At 39.5% G+C, this 19,600-nt stretch carries 13 protein-coding genes; all 13 read right to left on the bottom strand.

Features of this window, described 5'->3' with window-relative positions:
* Nucleotides 1-116 precede the first annotated feature (116 nt).
* The 13 genes from FYJ25_RS08225 to glgD all read right to left on the bottom strand — a co-directional run bounded on the left by FYJ25_RS08225 (nucleotide 117) and on the right by glgD (nucleotide 19,590).
* Entirely contained in the window at nucleotides 117-776 is a 660-nt protein-coding gene (locus FYJ25_RS08225) for a hypothetical protein (RefSeq protein WP_154581027.1), read from the bottom strand.
* A 124-nt stretch (nucleotides 777-900) separates the two neighbouring features.
* Nucleotides 901-1,548 (bottom strand): response regulator transcription factor, encoded by a 648-nt coding sequence (locus tag FYJ25_RS08230; protein WP_021906771.1) that lies wholly within the window; start codon nucleotides 1,546-1,548, stop codon nucleotides 901-903.
* On the bottom strand, nucleotides 1,545-2,834 hold the full coding sequence (locus FYJ25_RS08235; RefSeq protein ID WP_154581028.1) for a sensor histidine kinase: 1,290 nt from the start codon (nucleotides 2,832-2,834) through the stop codon (nucleotides 1,545-1,547). The genes FYJ25_RS08230 and FYJ25_RS08235 overlap by 4 nt, the downstream gene beginning before the upstream one ends.
* Nucleotides 2,834-4,555 (bottom strand): histidine kinase N-terminal 7TM domain-containing protein, encoded by a 1,722-nt coding sequence (locus FYJ25_RS08240; RefSeq protein ID WP_243145715.1) that lies wholly within the window; start codon nucleotides 4,553-4,555, stop codon nucleotides 2,834-2,836. Before FYJ25_RS08240 ends, FYJ25_RS08235 begins: the two co-directional genes overlap by 1 nt.
* A 1,509-nt stretch (nucleotides 4,556-6,064) precedes the next feature.
* A complete protein-coding gene (locus FYJ25_RS08245; protein WP_096241371.1) occupies nucleotides 6,065-6,601 on the bottom strand; it encodes a restriction endonuclease in 537 nt (178 codons plus the stop codon).
* A 764-nt stretch (nucleotides 6,602-7,365) separates the two neighbouring features.
* Entirely contained in the window at nucleotides 7,366-9,039 is a 1,674-nt protein-coding gene (locus FYJ25_RS08250; RefSeq protein WP_154581029.1) for an ammonium transporter, read from the bottom strand.
* A gap of 705 nt (nucleotides 9,040-9,744) precedes the next feature.
* Entirely contained in the window at nucleotides 9,745-11,166 is a 1,422-nt protein-coding gene (locus FYJ25_RS08255; protein WP_096241373.1) for an RsmF rRNA methyltransferase first C-terminal domain-containing protein, read from the bottom strand.
* A gap of 84 nt (nucleotides 11,167-11,250) precedes the next feature.
* Nucleotides 11,251-11,727 carry a CBS domain-containing protein gene (locus FYJ25_RS08260; RefSeq protein WP_096241374.1) on the bottom strand — a complete coding sequence of 159 codons (477 nt, stop codon included), beginning with the start codon at nucleotides 11,725-11,727 and terminating at the stop codon, nucleotides 11,251-11,253.
* 513 nt (nucleotides 11,728-12,240) lie between these two features.
* Nucleotides 12,241-15,756, bottom strand: coding sequence for a transcription-repair coupling factor (gene mfd / locus FYJ25_RS08265; protein WP_243145716.1), 3,516 nt, complete (start codon nucleotides 15,754-15,756; stop codon nucleotides 12,241-12,243).
* Nucleotides 15,757-15,846: 90 nt separating this feature from the next.
* Nucleotides 15,847-16,437, bottom strand: a complete 591-nt coding sequence (gene pth, locus FYJ25_RS15155; RefSeq protein ID WP_154581054.1) for an aminoacyl-tRNA hydrolase — start codon at nucleotides 16,435-16,437, stop codon at nucleotides 15,847-15,849.
* Nucleotides 16,438-16,720: 283 nt separating this feature from the next.
* Complete coding sequence (locus tag FYJ25_RS08275) at nucleotides 16,721-17,905, bottom strand: CDP-glycerol glycerophosphotransferase family protein (protein WP_167513795.1); 1,185 nt, start codon at nucleotides 17,903-17,905, stop codon at nucleotides 16,721-16,723.
* 230 nt (nucleotides 17,906-18,135) lie between these two features.
* A complete protein-coding gene (gene spoVG / locus FYJ25_RS08280; protein WP_021906930.1) occupies nucleotides 18,136-18,435 on the bottom strand; it encodes a septation regulator SpoVG in 300 nt (99 codons plus the stop codon).
* 30 nt (nucleotides 18,436-18,465) lie between these two features.
* A complete protein-coding gene (glgD, locus tag FYJ25_RS08285) occupies nucleotides 18,466-19,590 on the bottom strand; it encodes a glucose-1-phosphate adenylyltransferase subunit GlgD (RefSeq protein ID WP_147607955.1) in 1,125 nt (374 codons plus the stop codon).
* Between the last annotated feature and the right edge of the window lie 10 nt (nucleotides 19,591-19,600).

Consider the following 19,600-nt stretch of genomic DNA (forward strand, 5'->3'; position numbering starts at 1 on the left):
TCATTGATGATAGCTGTCCATTGTTCACAGCGTACTTTGTGTGTGATTTTATCCATAACATAACCTCCTGGGGTTATTATCTCATAGGAAAAGAGTTGTGTCATGGTACTCATGATTTACCGTGTACGATTAATTACTGCTCTATCCTTAACATCAAACTTATACCAACGTTCATCTTCCCCTGGTTTAACATCTGCACTGATACCATTTTTATCCATACTTTCTATACCATAGGTAATACCATCATAAAGACTGTACTGCATACCGGATAATAGAATTTTTAATGCTTTGGATTTTGCAGGAGCAAAAGACTGCTCTTTCGTTTTTATATATTGTGCTTTCGGTAAAACTTCTGCTTTAACAGTAATGCTCGTTTCAGCTCTACGATCATACACACCAAACTCGACTTTACAAGCTCTCTTTATAGTCTGTCCAGGATACATATAAATAAAATTCCGTACGCTCTTACCCCATTGATAACGATGATTACCTACCCATATTTCTCCTTTTTTGGAGGCAGTAGAAGGAGTGGTATCCTCAAAAGTTACTTTGATTGCTTTTCCTGTAGAATTCGTTACATTCAAATAATTTATCTCATCATCATCCTTTCGTGATAAAGAGACTATTTCTACATTACCGGTTCCGTCAATTTTAATATTATTTTCGCTAGCATTCACCCCGGCATCTGCCATAAACCAGAACCCAAACACCAAAGCACATAACAATAATCCCTTCATGAAATAGTTACATATTCGTCTCGTTCTCTCTTTTTTCATAATGATCCCTCCTGTTTATTCTCCAACGAAGTTGCGGGAGTGTCGTTTTTAAACCATTAAGTTTTCTAAGAAAATTATAACAAATATGCTCATTTTTCACACTGTCCTTAAGTACAGGTTTTCTTCACAAAGAAGGTGGATTTTTTTCCGGACTGCTTGGAATAATAAAGTTTTTATTGGTGACTGCGATTGCAAGTCGTGTTTTATTGGCATAGCCGGTTTTGGATAAAATATTGGATACATGAAACTTTACTGTTCTCTGGGATATATGCATTCGTTCAGCAATTTCACTATATTCCAGTCCTTCGCAGACGAAGCGCAGCACCTCGATTTCTTTGGCAGTAAGTTCTGAACTGTCCGCAAGCCCCAGCTTTACACTCGGTGTTTTATCCGGGAAAATGTGTTCTCCCGCCATCGTTTGTTCTATGACATCAATGAGGTTCTCCGGGCTGATATCTTTATACCAGAAGCTGTCAACTTTCGCTTCCTTTGCTCTTTTTAAATAGCCGACTTCAACCATGGAAGTGACGATAATTATTTTTATATCCGGGAATTCTGCTTTGATTTCTGCTGCCGCTTCTATACCATCTTTATTCCCGGCTGTACATACGTCCATCAAAATCAGGTCGATTTTCTCCCGTCTGCATACAGCAAGCGCAACATCTGCTCCATTTACACTGGCGGAAAGTGCGTATTTCCCACTATCTAAAAGTATTCTTTCCATATTTTCTCGAGGCATCCTCTGATCCTCTACGATCAATACCTTTTTCATTCTTTCTCCTTACTCTCCCTCTCCTTTTGAAATGTTATTGTCAATGCAAAATACGGCATGGATTGTATATGCATTTCCCCACTATAATCAAATATATGCCGGGAAAGGTTATATAGTCCTCCTTGGGGAACAACTTCTTTTTCCGGCGCCACCCCATTATTTGTAATACGAATACGATAAAAATCATTATTTTCCTGCATTGCGATAGAAAGTTCTGTCGCACCGGCGTGACAGACGCCATTCGTCAGACACTCTCTCATAGCAAGTATATATATATTGGCGTACTCTTCGTCCTTTGGCAGAGAACCAAGGCACTCTATCTTTACGCCAAGCGTTTTCGCATCCTGCAGAAATCTTTCAAATTCTCCTTCATCTAACGGGTACTGATTATCGTTCCAGATTGCATTTACCGCCTGGCGGAGTAATCTGACCGCATCGCTGTAATCTGCACTCTCCTGCATTAAGCTCTGCCGGATAGCCGTCAGTCCCGCTCCCATCTGATCATGCAGCTTTGTCTTCGCGGCAAGCACTTCTCTTTCCCTTGTCAAGATCAGTACATTGTCCGAAAGATAGCGGAGTTCTTTTGAGATTTTTTTTAACTTTTCCGTCTGCTTTGTCAAATTTATTTTTTCATGATATTGCTTTGTAATATCCATAAAAACAGCTTCTGTATACACATTTCCATCGCTATCTTTTACTTCATTTTCCTGGTAATCCCACGCCTTTCCATCAGGAAAAAGGTACATCTCTTTTTTATCTGTGAGTCTGGTCACACCATTTTGCGTACTCGTATGAAGAGCATCCCGCAATTCGCTGAGTTTCTGCAGATCTCTATGCGCAAGAACCCGGAAAAGCCGATACATCTGCGTATTGGCAAGCTTCACTGCACCATTGGAGTTAAAATAGCAAATGCCTATCGGAAGAAGGTTCATCGCTTCTTGTATAGAATTCTGTCCCACTTGCTCCTTTGTTATCCTTCTCAGCCGGATACCTTCCCAGATAAGTAAAAAATCAATGATGCTGACAATGCACCAGATTACCCAGATCGGAACAGGCAGCACTTCATAATAGTTTTCCCCCTTATCTATCTGCCCAAATGAATACGCCAGATGATTCAACAGGAAAAACAAGAATAGAAATGCAAAAATATTCCAATGCCATCTTCTTTTATCTATCCGCATATCATAAAACATAAGAAGCAAAAATAAGGTGACGATCAAGCTGAGCAGCACCGCTGTCATTAACAGCGTCTGCATTGCCTTATATGAAAGATAGAATGTCTGCATTACTTTTCACCTGCCTTTTTTACAGTAAATGTAAATTTCCATACACCGTCTTCACACTCGCCTTTCTCTGTCTTGTCAAAAAATGAGCTCAGATTCGCTTCACTTTCTACTTCCATACAAACAATCAGTTCTTCTCCACAAGGACGAATCTTCACCCACATAAACTGAATAGAATCCATGCTGGCTTCTACTATTGATTCAAAAAAACTATAAATACGAACCGCATCCCGCACATAAATGCGCTCACCCGCAGGAGCAGTCAGGGCACATTCTATCCCCATTATCTTTAAACTGCTAAAAGACTCTTCCAGACAAGCTCCAAGCTCCGCAACATCGGATATCTCTGCTCTTTCTCCAATAAAAATCAAATTTCCATATCTTTTTATGTATGTTCCGATCACACTGATCTTCGCAAGCAGCCTGCGGCTCTTTACCAGATCTTCCTCCACTTCGTATCGGCTAAGCAGCTCATTTAACAGCCCGATCTGTCCGGCAGTCTGCGTCTGTAACTTATCATATAAACGATTCTTTTCCCGTAGCATATTAATCTTTGCCTTTGTCTGATAATTCTCCTGTTCCAGACAATTACTCTCCTCTATTGTTTTCCTGTTCTCTTCCATTCTTTCAAGCAGCATAATAATATATTCAATATCTTCCTGCCATAAAATATGTCCGCCCTGAATCGGTCTGTTTTGGATCAGCGTCTTCTTATCAACAACAACGCCTCCCTTCTCCGCTTCCCTCATCACCGCTTCCGAAAGCTCCATTGCATTAGCAGAAGTATACCGGACACGATAATTTCGATCCGTAATCTGCGCTCCCATCGTACATACTTCAAATAGTTCTTCATACCCTGTATTCGTCTGAATCAACCCACAGTAAATACAACTCTCAAATATACATACAAACATCAGGCATAACGCCGCTGTAATATCTCCACCAATAACCTGCATCCACTCTGCACCGCTTGCATAAATAATCGCATAAAGAATAGAAATACCGATTCCGATCACCGGCAAATATTTCTTTCTCTGAGACAGCCGGCACTTATAAACCATTAAAGCAAACGCAGCCACCGCGCAGACAACTTCCCACAACAGCACAATATAATATCCCCACGCATAGCGGTAGCCTTTATCCGTCCATACCTCTCCTGCCGCAAAAGAAAACACACACTGATGAAAATCATTTGACAATACCAATAAAAAACAGAGCGTTGTAGGAACATATAAAAACTTTAACCACTTCGGCAAAATGTACTCTTCCGGCTGCCCAAGCAGAACTGCTGTCTGTACCGCCGCCTGCGGAATAAACAGCATCGGCAGGTAATAGCTGTACCATAAATAACGCTCTACATTTACATCCATCGCAAAAAAATACTTTATACTGCGTACAACAAACCAGAAAATCATTAACCCCGATATAAAAATCAGTGTATTTTTCGCCGCTTTTTGAACGACCCGCTTATGAATACTGATTCCCCACCCAATATATAATCCAATATATATCAAGGTTCGTAAAATCCCCCAAAAAAGATATCTAGGGCTTACCTTCCCTACAATACGGCATAGCAGCGCAGCGATAACCAGCCCCGCAAAAATAACTTGATTCCAATTCCTTTGTTTTTTCTGTTGTATTTGTTCCTGTGGTTGTTGTTTTCGTTGTGTTTGTTTCCGTTGTTTTTGTTGTTTCTGTCGTACTTTTTGCATCACAGCGCTCATGTCACTTCCTTTACTGAATCGTATCGTCCATCTCTTAAGATTCATTGTACTATATTTATATTTTTCTGCACAGCAAAAAAGAGAGCACCTCGACTACTATTCTAGATGCTCTCTCTAGTAATTTGAATTTTCAATTATGTCCAACGGACTATACCTCCTGTTTCCCTTTTAACTTTAAGCTAACCATCCACAGTTTGTATTGTAATCAGTCATTCCTTCTATCTTCTACAAAAGGATTATGATTCTTAATACACTTACTTCTGATTCCTTAAAATCTCCGGTCATATGATTCATCTCAACTTTGGGCGATTATTCCTTTGAATTCTAAGCTGATTCCTAGATTCTTCAATTCTTCTTCCTACTACTACCTAAAGTGCTATCTATCTGATATTATCACTCACAATCTTCGAATCTTTAAATCTGCAATCTCACTTAAATTCTAAAACTTATGTTTTTGTTGGTCCGTACCTCCTGGTTAGTATCGTTTCTTAAATCTTAACTTAACTGTTTGGTGGTCTGTACCTCCTGCTATAGTATCGTTTCGAGTCTTAGCTTAAGTTTTTGTTGGTCCGTACCTCCTGGTTTAGTATCGTTTCTTAAATCTTAACTTAACTGTTTGGTGGTCTGTACCTCCTGCTATAGTATCGTTTCGAGTCTTAGCTTAAGTTTTTGTTGGTCCGTACCTCCTGGTTAGTATCGTTTCTTGAATCTTAACTTAACTTTCTGGTGGTCTGTACCTCCTGTTATAATATCGTTTCCTAAATAAAAATTATGTTTTTGGTGGTCTGTACCTCCTTCTGACTTATTTAAATTCTGAAATTAATTTTAATCTGTTTGCACTCTCACCTCTTTTTCATGATAAAAGCAAAACCTCTAATTTCAAAATCTATATGATGGACTGTGCCGTCCGTTCTTTGTTTATGTCTGTATTATAATGCAGAGTTCTTATTTTGTCAACACTATTTTTGTATTTTTTATTGATTTTCTAATTTTATTCTTTGAATCCGATTCTTTTTAGTTTTTATTATGTTTTATTTATAATTTTCAGAATATTTACTCTTTTCACAAACCCAAAGTACAAGATCAAACACCTTTCAAAACCAGCTTATTCCCCACATCACAGATAACTGTTCCTTTTTCGTCAGGTTTTCTCCATTTTTTTCTCACAGACTGTTCACAAATTTCCGGTATCATAAAACCATCAAAAACAACAACTTATTTTTGATAGATTTTTTTCATACTTTCCTCTCTTTTAAAAAACCAGCCTTCATTGGCTGGCTTTTTTATTTTACGAATCAATCAAGATATTGAAGGCAAACGGTATTCTGAACTTTTAACCCTAGTATCACATCAATTAATAAACAAACAGACAAAAGAATTTCCTATTATACTCATTGTAATGTGAGAGCAAGAGAAGGATGCTTTCTGGCATTCTTCTCGCTGTGATATCTTTACAATGAGTATAATAGGAAATTCTTTTGTCGTATGTTTCTGTCATATGTTTCTCAATCATTCTTTTATATGGAACTTTTTTTGTATCTCCTTTCTTCCCCACAATTCCACTTCATTCCGGTGGGCAAGATTTCTGGCACTTTTCGTAAAATTACTATTTGTAACCACCATGGCATTATCTGCCTTATAGTACGCAATAGAACCGACAACTTCCTGTACGGCAGCAATCCCAACATTCCTTTCATAACGCTTTGCCTGAACAACCGTCTTTTTTCCCCATTTACGAAGAACAAGATCTGCCCCGTAATCATGACTGTAACTTGTGAGTTTCACACGATATCCAAGATGCCGGAACTGAATAGTTAAATACCGCTCAAATGCCCGTCCACTCAGCTTATCTATTCTTTTCATTGTCATATGAAGATAATACAAGGTACATAAACGTCTAATAAACTGATAAATACAAATAGCACAGAGTAAAGCACAGCCGACTGCCGCCTCTCCCTCTCTCCTTGTATAAAATGTATATCCTTGCAGAAACGTATATAGAACACCCGCTAACCATAGCCACTTTTTAATATCGAAATATCGCATCTTATCTTTTGCCTTTCTAATGCCTTTAAAATGATATCTCAAAGTATACACTATTTTACTATTTTATTCATTAGAGAAAACAAACGAAAATAAAAAGAATAGACTATAACAAATGTAAAGATATCACTGCGTAGAAAATGCCTGTTCGGCATTTTTACTTGCTCTTACATTACATTTGTTATAGTCTATTCTTTTTATTTTCTGCGTTTTGACCCCAGAAGGAATGAATGTAATAGTCTTTGGGCGCGATTAAGGGGGAGGCGGCAGAAGGCTACTGCTACTCAGAAAGTATTCCTGCCCGCCATTTTTACTTGCTCTCACATTACATTTGCAATGGTCTATTTTTTTTATTTTCTGTTTGTTGGCTCCAGAAGGAATGAATTCAATAGTCTTTGGGCGCGATTAAGGGGGAGGCGGCAGAAGGCTACTGCTACTCAGAAAATATTCCTGCCCGCCATTTTTACTTGCTCTCACATTACATTTACAATGGTCTGTTCTTTTTATTTTCTGTTTATTGGCTCCACGTGAATGAATTCAATAGTCTTTGGGAGCGATTAAGGATGAGGCGACAGATGTCTACTGCTTTTATATTCATTCCTTCCGGAGCCAAAACACAGAAAAAAGAAATAATGCCATATCCCAGATGCGGCTTCGGAGCGGATTTAAGATGCGGATAAGCATCTTAAATCCAGCGACTACAGAGCAGATGGGATATGGCATTATTTCTTTTTTCGTCTGTTTCGTCTGTTTTTCTCTCAACGAATCTAATGAGCTACATCATTATCAAGGGCTGCGATTCCTGTTTCATTTGTTCGGATTCTTACTACATTTTCTACATCATAAAGGAAGATCTTACCATCGCCGTACTCGCCGGTGTAAAGTGCTTTCTTTGCGGCTTCTACAACTAATTCCGGTGGTACTGTAGATACGACAATATCTACCTGAAGCTGTGGTAGAAGGTTCATATCAATCTTAACACCACGATACTGTCCAGTTTTTCCTTTCTGTGTTCCACAACCCATTACATGGGATACTGTCATACCTGTTACACCAATCTGGCTCATGGCATCTTTTAAAATGGCAAAACGGTCTTCTTTACACATAATTGTAAGTTTTGTATAACGTCCGCCAGCTTCTTTTGCACCGCCGATGATTGGAGCGAGTTTCTTGTCTCTTAAGTCGGTTACATCGATTGTTTCTGTTGTTACACCGCCCATTGTTGTTGCGGAAATTGGAAGGAAGTCGGCGTATGCTGATGCAAGATCATGTTCTGCGATATCAAGGCCCATGATTTCTTCTTCTGCACTGACACGAAGTCCTATTGTATGCTTAAGAATCGTAAATACAATTGTCATTGCAACTGCTGTGTATGCTGCGATACATACAACACCAAGTACCTGTACTCCAAGCTGGTGGAATCCGCCGCCATAGAATACACCATTGTTATAATCGAAAAGTCCGACTGCTACTGTACCCCAAAGACCATTACATCCATGAACGGCTACGGCACCTACCGGGTCATCAATTTTTAATTTCTGGTCAATAAATTCTACAACTATTACTACAAGAATACCATCAACAAGTCCGATAATTGTTGCACCAACGGCATCTACATTCGCACAGCCGGCTGTGATACCTACAAGACCTGCTAAAGAAGCATTCAGACACATGGAAACATCAGGTGCTCCATTTCTAATCCATGTAAACAGCATACAGGCAAAAGTTGCTACTGCCGGTGCGATAGTTGTTGTTCCAAGAATCTGTGCTAACTGTGCAGGATCTGATGCTGCTGCACCGTTGAATCCATACCATGCAAACCATAAGATAAAGCATCCAAGTGCGCCAAGTGTAAGGGAATGTCCCGGAAATGCATTTACAACAACTTTTCCATCTTTTCCTTTTGTATATTTACCAATACGAGGTCCAAGCATTGCGGCACCGATAACAGAAGCAATACCACCGACCATATGAATTACAGAAGAACCTGCAAAATCAACATAGCCTAATTTTGCGAGCCATCCTGCACTGTTCCATACCCATCCAGCTTCAATCGGGTATACGATTGCACTGATAACTGCGGAATAAATACAATATGTAGAGAACTTTGTTCTTTCTGCCATTGCTCCGGAAACGATTGTTGCTGCCGTTGCACAAAATACTAACTGGAAGAAGAAATTAGACCAGTCAAAGTTTGCAAAGTCTGTGAACATCTGATATTCCGGTCTTCCGATCAGTCCAAAGAAATAATTTTCACTGTTCATAATACCGTAACCAAGAACGAAGAATACGACCGTTCCAATACAGAAGTCCATCAGATTCTTCATAATGATATTTCCGGCATTTTTCGCTCTGGTGAATCCTGTTTCCACCATCGCAAAACCACACTGCATAAAAAATACTAATACTGCACCTAAAAGGTACCAAACACTCATATCCATACTTTTCACTCCTAACTTTTTTTGCAGGTCTTTCCTGCTTTTTCAAGAAAATGCTTTCTCACTCGCGAAGTGTTTTTATTTTATAAATTTCTATAAAATAAAAAATGGACGCCAAAACGATTATGTTTCAGCGCCCTTGCTTTTCATGCATTTATTTTTGCACTTTTTAACCAGTAAGTCAATGTCAGTTTTAACTTAATTTTTTTAGCTGTCCGGGTGAAATTTTATTATATTGTGACAGTCAGATTGTACGGAAAAAAATAATGCTTAATTATCTTAAATTCTCTATCTTTTTTACTTAATTTTCTTAGTAGAATTTATTTTCTGCTTGTTGGCTCCAGAAGAAATATGTTCAATAGTCTTTGGGAGGGAGATGGGGAAGGGGACAGAAGGTCGTAGCTTATTCTGATACTGTCTTCGCGATGCTGTCAATGATAATAAGTTAAAGAAAGCTCCTAATCTTCTGGACGGTATACCTTTCGAGCAAGCAGGAGGCTTCTGATTTCTCCCCTTCTCTCTCCAAAGACTATTACATTCCTTCCTTCTGGAGCCAAAACACAGAAAAAAGAAACCATACCATATCCCAGATGCGGCTTCGGAGCAGGTTTAAGATGCGGATGAGCATCTTAAGCACAGCGACTACAGAGCAGATGGGATATGGTATGGTTTCTTTTTTCGTCTGTTTTTTCCAAACAAATGAAATAGTTAATTATTCTTTCTCCATCCCGCAGGATATTTATTTTTCAGATTATTGTTTACGAGTTTTCCAAATCCTAATGGATGTCCTGCCACCATGACTAGCTGCCAGCCTTTTCGTTTCTTTTCGCCGGCGATCAAGTCGCTTACATCGAGGGTTTCTCCGCGAAGATAACGTGACAGGCGTTCATCGTCTGCCGGGAAGTCAAGTACCTGATCAAAGTCCTGTGCGTGGAGTGCCAGGGCAAATGGCTGAGATGGTTCAAATCTTTTCTTTTTAAATTCGCCCATGAAGAGTCCATTTCTAAGGAAATGTAATCCTCGTCCATCGTATTTTGGTGCTGGAAGATAGTACAGATTATCTCCTCGCACATCGATTCGCTTCTCATCATATGCGATATTTACATGGGAGAAAAAGTCTTCTGCGGCTGCTTTTTGTTCTTTATTTAAGCCTTTGCACTTTTCCCACCAGATAGAACTTTGCGAGACTGTCTGTTGTACTTGCTGCTGTGTACCGTTCTTTTTATGAAGAAGTGCCATAAAATGCCCCTCTCCGGACATCTTATGTGGCCAGATTCTGCGGCAAAGCTTACAGCTTTCATCGAAAACTTCTCCTCTGTAGGAGGTCAGTCCTTCTGCAAAGCCTTCATAATCTTCCATCGGAATAACTTCCATATCCGGGCGTTCCTTTAAAAGATGTGTGATCGTCTTTTCATTTTCCAATGGTGAAAATGTACAGGTAGAATAAAACATCATGCCGCCTGGAAGCAGCATATCTGCCGCCTGTACAATGATTTCCCGCTGCAGTTTTGAAAAATATTCCGGTCCTTTTTCCTGCCAGGAATCCACAACCGCCGGATTCTTTCGAAACATTCCTTCACCAGAACAAGGCGCATCCACCATAATCTTGTGAAAAAATTCCGGGAATCTCTCCGCAAGCACATGCGGTGGCTCATTCGTCACAAAGCTATTAGAAATACCAAATAGCTCAAGATTACGAAGTAGTGCTCTCGCTCTTGCTGTATTAATATCATTTGCCACCAGAAGGCCTTCTCCCTGTAAGGCTGCTCCAAGTTCCGTTGCCTTCCCTCCCGGTGCCGCACACAGATCAAGAACCCGCTCGCCCGGCTGCACCTTAAGTCTTGATGCCGGAGTCATCGCACTCGGTTCCTGTAAATAATAAAGTCCGGCACTGTAAAATGGGTGCTTTGCCGGTACATCTTCTGCCTCATAAAAATATCCATTTGAAATCCACGGAACCTTTTTCAAATGAAAAGGAGCAATTCTTTCGAATTCCTCCAAGTTCATCTTTAAAGTATTCACCCGCAGACCATACTGTCTCTGTCCGTCAAATCCGGCAAGAAACGCTTCATAATCTTCTTCTAAAATCTCCTTCATAGAATCAAGAAAAGACTGTGGTAAATCTGCCATGTAAAAATCTCCTTATTACTTAATTATATGATTATATGCAATTATTTTGAGAACACCAAAACATTCTCGAAATAATTCTGTGTATTAATGAAAAGCCTGTCCTGCCTGCTGCGCACTGTCCGCACGCTGTTCTACCAGTGGACTCTTCTGAATCACATTACTGTTCTTCTGCTTCAATAATTCCTTAATAATCTCTTTTCTCGTAATGATCCCGATAAATACGTTACGCCCGTCCACAACCGGAACAAAGTTCTGATTAAGAATGTGCTTATCTAACTGTGCGATATCTGCATCAATACTTACTGCTTTATAATCCCAGCGAAGACGCATAGACTCCACATGAGACTTTCTCATCACTTCCATATCCATGTGATACTCTTCGATCAGATTCCAGAGAAAATCTCCTTCCGAAATCGTTCCGACATAATGTCCTTCTTTATCAATAACCGGAACCGCCTGATACCCATGCTTATGAATGAGGCGTAATGCCTGTGCTACGGTATCTTCCTGATGTATGTATGTTACTTCACTTTTAGGAATCAGATAAAATGATATATTCATATATAAATCGCTCCTTCTCGCTTTCGTTTCAATTTACATGAATCTCCTCCAATATATATACATCATAACATACCAAAAGAGATTTAGATAGCCTTTTGCAAAAGCTTCATAAAATCTTCATAAAAATGTAACTTGTGATTTGATGGGTTGAATAGACGAAAAAAGAATAAAGCCGATATCCCATCTGCTCTGTAGTCGCTGTATTTAAGATGCTCATCCGCATCTTAAACACGCTCCGAAGCCGCATCTGGGATATCGGCTTTATTCTTTTTTCTGTGTAATCCAATCCCTGAAAGGACTTGTGTTGTCTCCAAAAAATGTGAGAATGCAATCTATACGTTATAAATCACTCGAATATGAGTTTTAATTCGCCCAAAAACAGAAAAGCAGAAATTTACTATAAAAGAAAATGTGATGTCGGAGCAAGTAAAAATGCCGGTCAGGCATTTTCTACAAAGCGACTATCTTCACATTTTCTTTTATAGTAAATTTCTGCTTTTCGTCTGTTTTCGTCTATTTTTCTAGCTTATGAATATTTTTTATAATTTCCCGTACTTTTGCAAGTAATTCTTTTTTGAGTGTTCCTTCGGATTCAAATACGAATACCGGGTTAGCTTCTGGTTTTATTTTCATTTTATTGCGATACTGCTTGAGGAAGTCATCGATTTCTTCTACGCGGACTTTGGCGCGTGGGTTCATGGTGAAGAGAATCTTGCTTCCTTTTTGTTCGATGGAAAGGAGCCATGCCTGATGTGCTTCTTCTCGAAGGAGTGCTACGTCCATAAGGCTGAGGAGTGGTTTTGGCGGGTCTCCGTAGCGATCGGTCAGTTCTTCGATCATATCCTCATATTCTTCTTCTGTTTCAATGGCTGCGATTCGTTTATACCAGGAAAGTTTTTCTGCTTCGCTTTTGATGTAAGTTTCCGGTATATAGGCGTTGATGGACAGATCAATGGATGTGGTAAAGGTATCGACTTCTTGTTGTTCGCCTTTCATTGTTAAGACGGCTTCGTTTAACATTTTGCAGTAGAGGTCGTATCCTACAGATTCCATATGACCGGATTGTTCTGCGCCAAGAAGGTTTCCGGCGCCGCGGATTTCAAGGTCGCGCATGGCAATTTTGAAGCCGCTTCCTAAGTCGGTGAATTCACGAATGGCTTTTAAGCGTTTTTCTGCTTCTTCTTTTAAAACGGAGTTCCTTCGATACATTAGGAAGGCGTAGGCGGTTCGGTTGGAACGACCGACACGACCTCTTAACTGGTAAAGCTGCGAGAGGCCGAATAACTGGGCATCCTGAATGATCATTGTGTTGACGTTTGGGATATCTAGTCCAGTTTCAATAATTGTTGTCGATACTAGTACATCGATTTCTTTGTTGATAAAGCCGGTCATAATACTTTCTAACTGACGTTCTCCCATCTGTCCATGTGCGTATTCTACGGTTGCATCGGGAAGCAGTTTTTGTAGCTGCGCTGCGACTTCATCTATGTTGTTGACTCGATTGTATACATAGTATACCTGTCCGCCTCTGCCAAGCTCTCTCTCGATTGCCTCTCGAACAAGTTCTTCATTATATTCCATGACATAGGTCTGAATGGCCCGGCGGTCTACCGGGGGAACTTCGAGGACACTCATGTCGCGGATTCCGGCAAGGCTCATATGCAGGGTTCTTGGAATCGGGGTTGCAGATAATGCCAGTACATCTACATCTTTTTTTAATTGTTTGATTTTTTCTTTTTGTTTTACACCAAAACGCTGTTCTTCATCAATGATGAGAAGACCAAGATTTTTATATTTGATGCTTTTTGAGAGAACTTTATGTGTACCGATCACAATATCAATGCTTCCATTTTTCAGACCGCCTAAAATACGTTTCTGTTCTTTTGGCGTACAGAAGCGGGAAAGCATGGCGATCTCGATTGGGTAATGTTCCATTCTTTCCTTAAATGAATTATAATGCTGCTGTGCTAAAATAGTTGTCGGGACAAGATAAACGACTTGTTTGCTGTCCATGACTGCTTTGAATGCCGCACGTATGGCAACTTCGGTCTTGCCGTAACCAACATCTCCGCATATCAGCCGATCCATTATGCGGTGGCTCTCCATGTCCCGCTTTGTATCTTCGATCGCATTTAACTGATCTTCTGTTTCCTCATATGGAAATAATTCTTCAAATTCTTTTTGCCAGATGGTATCTTTTCCATAGGAATATCCTTCTTTTGCCTGCCTTTCTGCGTAGAGCTTCACTAAATCCTGAGCAGCAATCTGTACCTGTGAGCGTACTCTGCTCTTTGTTTTTTCCCATTCGGTACCGCCTAACTTATTGAGTTTTGGCTTTCTCGCACTCAGACTGGAGTACTTCTGGATCAGTTCAAGCTGGGAAGCGGGGATAAAAAGGTTGCTGGCATCTTTGTATTCAATATTGATGTAATCCTTTGTAATTCCGTCGGCCTCTATTTTTTCCATTCCGCGGTAAATACCAAGTCCATATCTTTCATGAACAACGTAATCTCCTACGGAAATTTCAGAAAGAGAATTGATTTTCTGCCCGCTGTACTGGCTTTTTTTCTTTTTCTTTTTTACTTTTCTTTCTTTAAAAATGTCTTTCTCTGATAAAACAACAAACCGGATTGCCGGATATTCAAATCCGTTTTCAAGGCGGCCGCTTGCAACCATAATCTCACCCGGCTCGATCATCCGGTTAAAATCTGCAGCAAAATACGCAAGGAGTCCGTAATCTTTGATGTTTTCTGCAAGACGTTTTGCTCTTGTTGTTGAGGAGGAAAGCAGAAGGATACGATAATTTTCCTTTTTCCAGTGTTCTAAATCTTTTATTAACTGGTCAAAGCTATTGTTATATGAAAAAATAGATTTTACTTCGATATCGCAGATTGTTTTTGGTTTATAAAAGGCATAATCCTGAATGACGGAACTTAGTAAAATAAGTGGCTTCGCCATCACTTTTGATAAAATCTCTTCATAGCCAAACAGCAGATCTGCCTGTCCCGGCAGAACATATCCACCTTCTAAACGGCTTTGCATACAGAGGAAAAATTCTTCTTCATATGTCTTTCCTTTTTCTAGAATACGATGCGGTTCGTCCAGAAAAAATAATGTATTTTCCGGTAAATATTCAAGCAGGGATACTGTTTTCTCATAAAAATAAGATAGCAGGGCTTCGCTTCCTTCTGCTGTTCCAAAAGAAAGAAGTTCTTCTTCTGTTCGTATCGTCATCTTGCGGAGACGTTCTTTTTCTGTAAGGCGCTTCTGCTTTTTTAATACTTCTTCCTGTTTCTTGTATTCTTCCTTCATACGACGGACTGCATCGCCAATCTTATGCCTTGAAAGAATCATTTCTGTTGCTGGATATATTTGAACTTTTTCTAGCTTTTCTACACTTCTCTGCGTTTCTGTATCAAAAGAACGGAGCGAATCCACTTCATCTCCCCACAGTTCTATTCGAACCGGCAGATCTTCTGTAAGTGGGAAAATGTCGATAATCCCACCCCGAATACCGAACTGTCCGGGTGATTCCACCAGACCACTGTTCTCATAACCAAGCTCCGAAAGTTTTAATTTAAGTGCATCTGTATCAATGATCGATTCAAAATCAATCGTAAGACAGTGTTCCTTAAAGTCCTCAAGGGGAATCATTTTCTCCATAAGCACATCTAGACAGGCAACGATCGTCAGCGGCTCTCCCGCCATAAGCTTCTTTAAGATATCCATTCGCTGCCTCTCGATATGATTACTGTGTACATCCGCGCTATAAAACAGTACATCTCTTGAAGGATATAGAACGGTATTAGAATCAAAAAAACGTAAATCCTGATAGAGTTCTTTCGCCTTATCTTCTTTATAAGTCAGTACAAGCCGACATGGGAAGTCCTCTCCAAGGTTTGGAATAAAATGTGCTTTCTGAGAATCAACACAACCATTCAGGACAATGGGATAAGCCTTCTTTTCCATTGCAGTTTTCATATCAATATAAGTATCAAATTTTAAAAGAGGGTTAGATAAAGTTTTCATGATACCTCCTTTCATTTTGGTTGTTGCACTTTTCTGTTGCATTCTAGAGCGTGGTCTTCTAAAAATCAAGTATAGAAAAATATTTTCTCTCTATTCCAAAGTTTTTCTCTTCTTCTTTCCTACACTATATTTGTTCATTGCTTCTGCGAATTCATCCTGTGCAAAAAGTTCTGCTGCTTTTTCTGCCTTGTCTAAAGACTCTGCGAGTAATTCTTTTTCATCGTCTTTAAAATGTCCCAGTACATAGTCTGCAAGATCCTGTCCCGGATGTTTTTCCCCGCCAATACCGACACGAATTCGTGGAAAAGTGTCTCCACCTAAATGTTTGATAATACTCTTCATTCCGTTATGCCCACCGGCACTTCCCTTCGTGCGCAGGCGGAGCATGCCGGGTTCTAAACTGATATCGTCATAAATTACAAGGATATCGCTTAAATCCAGCTTATAAAAATCCATGATCGGACGAAGACTCTCCCCGCTTAAATTCATATACGTTAACGGTTTTACAAGAAGTACTTTACTGCCGCCAATGAAGCCACTCCCTACCATTGCTTTGAACTTATGCTGATTCATATTGATTCTGTTTGCCTCTGCGATACGGTCGATCGCCATATATCCTACATTGTGTCTTGTTCCTTTATACTGATCTGTTGGATTCCCTAATCCTACAATTACTTTCATTCTATGTTCCTTTCCTGATTTTATTTCTTCTGTGTTTGTTTTTTCTCGATTTTGTAGTGTCTGTTCCTTTTGTTTCTCTTCTTGTTTTTCTTCTTGCTTCTGTCTTTGTCTCTCTAACTGTTCCTGCATTTTTACTTTTTGCTGCTGCTTTTTTCTTTGCTTTTTACGCTCCGATTCCCAGGAACTTACGGCTGCCTCGGCATCCTGTGTTGCCCACTTTTCCGGAAGCTTTCCGTTTTGCCCCTTACCAGAAGCGTTATCGAATATATTCTGACTGATGCTATCAGGATTCTTCTTTCTGCGATGCTTCGGACGATACTGGTTCCGGTTCTGACACAGAATTCGGCAGCTTTTTGCCATTGCCAAAATAATAGTCTACCACTCTCTCCGCAGATTTGTCATCAAAATAATCATTATGCAAATGCGCAAAGCTTTCTACTTTTTTCAAATCCCACTGCTCATTTTTCATGCAGTCAATCAAATCCTGCATATTTTCTACGATCGGACCGGGTGCTGTCTTTTCATAATCAAAATAAAAACCTCGGTCTTTACTTAAATACCAGTCTTTGTCAAATGCATAAAGGATGATCGGACGGTTTAAAAGAGAATATTCTACTGCAATCGAAGAATAGTCCGCAATTAAAATGTCCGTCATGCAAAGCAGCTTACGGACATTCGGATAATCGGTCATATTTGCTACCGTTTCAGGTACTTTGGCAGACTGAATCTGTGGATGAAGACGTACCATTAAGAAATAGTCTTCCCCAAGTTCTTTCTGAAATGCATCAAAATCAAACGCTTCTAAAAGCTTTTTATCATGTTCTTCCTCCCCACGAAAAGTCGGTGCATAAAGAACAAGCTTCTTTCCTTTCATTTCCGGATATTGTTCACTAAGTTCTTCCTTCCACGCAGCAATATCATGCTTTCTGAAAAAATAGTCCACCTGTGGGCATCCGATACAGATTACCTTTTCTTTCGGTGCTATAAAAGCCTCTGCATAATTATCTCTGATATTTTTAGAACTTGCCAGTATATGATCTGTATTTTGGGTTGCTGCTTCTAACTCTTTTAACACTGCCGGATCCGTTTCAGAAGAACCGCCAAACTTCTTAAAAGATCCCATCCCATGCCAAAGCTGAACTACCTTTGTCTCATCCGACAGCTTCATATATCCAAGCGGCAAAAAATTGTCATTCAAAAAAATATGGGATGAAGTCGCCATTCGAAAAGCCTTTATAGTAAAAAGCTTTAGCAAGCCTCCCAGATTACGTGGACTCACTTCATAATCTGCATGCGTGATAATATTAAAATGAAAAGGTAACCCTCTTTTTTCACATTCATTTTTTATCTCAAACAGGCTTCCTGTTCCACCGGTGTTTAACTTCTCCACGAGGGTGATCTGATTCTTCTTTACCTTCCATTTGCGAAAGAAATTAAAAAAGCCTGCAAATATTTTATTTGTATTCAATGTATCTAATCCTCCATACATGTAATCACAACATATGTTTTTTAGTATATCATAGATTATGCATTTTCTAAAAAGAAAATTTTTCGAATAGCAAAACGACTCTTGCAATTTTCAAAAATCTTCATAAAAATATAGCAGGAATTCCATATATTATACAGAAATTCCTGCTATAAGGTTAAGAGCCGTTTTGCGTCAGCCCCTTTATCTTCTAAGTTTTGCTACAGTTATATTTATAATGCTACCTCTGCTTCTCCTACTGTTTCCTCTTCCCCCGAGGCCATGATTGCTTCGTATTCCTGAAGAATACTTTTCTGGATGATGTCACGAGTATCAGAATTAATCGGATGTGCGATATCACGATACTCCCCATCAGATGCTTTGCGGCTTGGCATTGCGATAAATAAGCCCTTTTCTCCTTCAATCACTTTGATATCGTGTACAACAAACGCGTTATCAAATGTTACGGATACAACCGCTTTCATCTTTCCTTCTTTTGCTATCTTTCTGATTCTTATATCGGTAATCTGCATGACCTGTCCTCCCAATAATGTTATTACTACTTACAGAATGTACCGCACATTCTTCTCAATTACAATCTTAATCTCATCATCGGTTCCGACATAGTTCGTTCCTGGACGGAGAGTATCTCTACTCTCTACAATACAGTTTTCAATATAGGAGTCATCTCCGATATATACATCATTCAAAATGATGGAGTTCTTGATTGTACAATTATTTCCAATGTATACGTCTTTAAAGATGATAGAATTCTCAACTTTACCGTTAACAATACAACCGGAAGAAATAATACTGTTCTTCACTTCTGCTCCTGCATTATACTTTGCTGGTGGCAGATCGTCTACTTTAGAGTATACATCCGGATACTGTTTGAAGAAGTAATCTCTTACGTCCTTCTTCAGGAAATCCATATTTGTCTTATAATAAGAATCTACTGTTGCAATATTTCTCCAATATGTATCAAGCTTATAACCGTAAATCTTACGGACATTTCTATAACGAACAAGTACATCCTGTACAAAATCGTGTCTGTCTTCTCTTGCACAACGCTCAAGAATCTCGATCAGATGACGTCTTCTGATCACATAAACACCGATAGAAACATTATTAGAAGAAGCAACAAGTGGTTTCTCTTCAAACTCTGTGATTCTTTCGTTCTCATCTAACTTAAGAACACCAAAACGTGTCAGATCATCATCTGTATCTTTCAGTGTTGTGTAAACGACAGTAATATCTGCGTTCTTAGCGATATGAGCTTCAAGAACCTTACCGTAATCCATCTTGTATACGCCATCACCTGTTGCAATAATTACATAAGGCTCATGGCTCCTCTTAAGGAAATCAATATTCTGGTAAAGAGCATCTGCTGTACCCTGATACCAGGAGTTGTTATTCTTTGTAACAGTAGGAGTGAAAACATAAAGTCCCCCCTGCTTTCTTCCGAAATCCCACCACTTACTTGAGCTTAAATGTTCATTTAAAGAGCGGGCATTAAACTGTGGTAATACCGCTACTTTAGATACACGTGAATTGCTCATATTACTTAATGTAAAATCAATCGCACGATAACTTCCTGCTACAGGAAGGGCTGCGATCGCACGCTTATCGGATAATCTTCCGATTCTGTTATTATTACCGCCTGCTAAAATAATACCTATAGACTTCATTTATGTCACC

The sequence above is a fragment of the Anaerobutyricum soehngenii genome, assembly GCF_009697165.1.
GTDB classification, from domain to species: domain Bacteria; phylum Bacillota; class Clostridia; order Lachnospirales; family Lachnospiraceae; genus Anaerobutyricum; species Anaerobutyricum soehngenii.